The organism is Mesorhizobium sp. WSM4820, assembly GCF_055811075.1.
This window is the reverse complement of record NZ_JBVVQN010000055.1, coordinates 1-2541: the sequence shown is the minus strand read 5'-3', so window position 1 is coordinate 2541 and position 2541 is coordinate 1. Positions and strand designations below refer to the sequence as shown.

At 66.3% G+C, this 2541-nt stretch carries 1 protein-coding gene and 1 pseudogene; both read right to left on the bottom strand.

Going from position 1 to position 2541, the window contains the following annotated elements:
- Window positions 1-300 precede the first annotated feature (300 nt).
- Window positions 301-1494 carry an IS91 family transposase gene (locus tag AC0L2R_RS33640; RefSeq protein ID WP_473514078.1) on the bottom strand — a complete coding sequence of 398 codons (1194 nt, stop codon included), beginning with the start codon at window positions 1492-1494 and terminating at the stop codon, window positions 301-303.
- Window positions 1495-1496: 2 nt separating this feature from the next.
- Window positions 1497-2404: pseudogene (locus AC0L2R_RS33635) on the bottom strand (tyrosine-type recombinase/integrase).
- Window positions 2405-2541 lie beyond the last annotated feature (137 nt).

Here is a 2541-nt window from a genome sequence, read left to right as displayed (position 1 = left end):
TCGTGAAGAGTTTCGGGCGCCGGCAGGCGTACGAAAGTCCCCGAGGAAGGAACCCGCGGGCCACAGGCGATGGCTATGGGGATTTCGGATTTCGGCAGATGTCGGCGATGGCGCGACCGCCGTCGGGAAGCTCTGGGTTGAATGCGGACAGACCGCTTCGTTGCGCCTCCGCGCGGTGTTGTCGGGACGGTGGGCGGCTGGGCGCGGCTCTGTCGGAGTCGATAATCACCATAGACGTGCGTCGATCCGTTGCCGAAGGCTGAGTGCCTGCAGCTGAAGGCTGAACCTTTCCATGCCGGGTCATGGCGTGCTGCTCCCGGTCGACGGGGAACCGTGTGGCGGTCCGCGCGGCTGCCTCCATCGTTCGAACACCTCGATCACGATCATGCGGCCGCCACAGCAGGGGCATGGCGGGCGAAAGTTGTCCGGTTCGTCCGTGGTGTCATCGTCTGACGGTGCGGCGGCGTTCAGGAGTTCACGAGCAAGCGCGAGGCTGGCCTTGCGAGCAGAGCCGGCAAGCAGGCCGCAATGCCGGATGCGGTGGAATCCCTTTGGCAACACGTGGAGCAGGAAGCGGCGGATGAACTCGTCGGTCGCGAGCGTCATGAGCTGCTGCCGGTCGGCGCCTTCGCGACGATAGTCCTTGTAGCGGAAGGTGACGCCGCTCTCGTCTAGGCGGATGAGGCGGCTGTTTGAGATCGCGACCCGGTGCGTGTAGCGCGACAGGTAGGCGAGCACCGCTTCCGGGCCGGCGAAGGGCGCCTTGGCGTAGACCACCCAGCGCTTCTTCCGGACCGGCGACAGGTGGCGCAGGAATGCCCGCCGTTCCGCGAGATGAGCAATTGCGCCGAAGAAGGCGAGCCGGCCAGCGTCGTGCAGCGCGATCAGCCGGGTGAGGAACAGGCGGCGGAACAGCTTGCCGAGCACCCTCACCGGGAGGAGGAAGGCCGGGCGCGACGATATCCACCGGCTCCCGTCGAGCGAGACGCCACCGCCCGGAACGATCATGTGGACATGCGGATGGTGCGTTAGCGCCGAGCCCCATGTGTGGAGCACGGCGGTGATGCCGATGCGCGCGCCGAGGTGCCTGCGATCGGCCGCGATCGTCAGCATCGTCTTCGATGCCGCCTTGAACAGCAGATCGTAGACCAGCGCCTTGTTGTGGAACGCGACGTCGGCGACCTCGGCGGGCAGAGTGAACACGACATGGAAGTATCCGACCGGCAGCAGGTCGGCTTCGCGCTCGGCGAGCCATGTCCGCGCCGCCGCGCCCTGGCACTTCGGGCAGTGCCGGTTGCGGCAGGAGTTGTAGGCGATGCGCCAGTGGCCGCAGTCCTCGCAGGCCTCCACGTGACCGCCAAGGGCCGCGGTGCGGCAGAGTTCGATCGCCGACATGACCTTGAGCTGCTGCAGTGTCAGGTGCCCTGCATGGGCGGCCCGGTAGGCGGGCCCCGCGCTGCGGAAGATGTCGGCAACCTCGATCGAGGCGCGCACGCTCAGCCGTCGGGTGAGATCTCTTCCGGCTTGAAGAGGCCAAGCTTGTCGAGCGGGCTCGTGACGGTGCGCACCGTGCGGGTTGCAACTTGGTGTAGAAGGCGGTGCTATTTAGCTTGGCGTGCCCGAGCAGGACCTGGATGATCCGGATGTCGGTGCCGTCCTCCAGCAGGTGGGTGGCGAAGCTGTGGCGCAGCGTGTGCGGCCCGACCCGCTTGGCGATGTCGGCCGCCTGCGCTGCCTCGACGACCACGCGATAGAGCTGGCGGGTGCTGATCGGCTTCATCGCATGCTGCCCCGGAAACAGCCAGCCGTCGCGATGCATGACGCCCTGCTGCCGTCCGACCCTCCACCATTGCCGCAGAAGAGTAAGCAGGTCTTCGGACAGCATGGCGTTGCGATATCGCCCGCCCTTGCCGCGCTCGACACGTAGCAGCATGCGCTCGCTGTCGACATCGGCGACCTTCAGCATCGACACCTCGGCGACGCGCAAGCCCGCACCATAGGCGACCGAGAGCGCGGCCTGGTGCTTGAGGCAGGTGGTGGCGTTGAGCAGCCGAGCGACTTCGTCGCGGCTGAGCACCACCGGCAGCTTGCGCGGATGCGCCAGCCGAACGAGCTTGCGCGCCAGATCGGGACGATCGACCGTATGCGTGAAGAAGAAGCGCAGCGCCGACACGATGCTGTTCATCGTCGGCACGGGAACACCGTCGCCCTGCTGCTCGATCTGGAACCGGCGCAGGTCGTCGGTGGTCGCTGTGTCTGGTGAACGCCCGAGGAACGTCGCCAGGCGTCCGATGTCGCGGAGATAGTTGCGCTGCGTCTCCCGTGAGAAACGCCGCATGTTCATGTCGTCGATCAGCCGCTGACGAAGTGGACTGATAGGTGCATCAAGAACAGGATAGGGCATGGTCAGGCTCCTTGTTGAAGAAGCCCGTAATGCTCTGCCGCTGCCGAACTACCCTCAATGCGAGCGCGACGTCCGGTTCGTGATCTCTACCTCACCCCACGCGCCCATCCCGCGCAGCGGGTTCGTTCCTCGGCCCC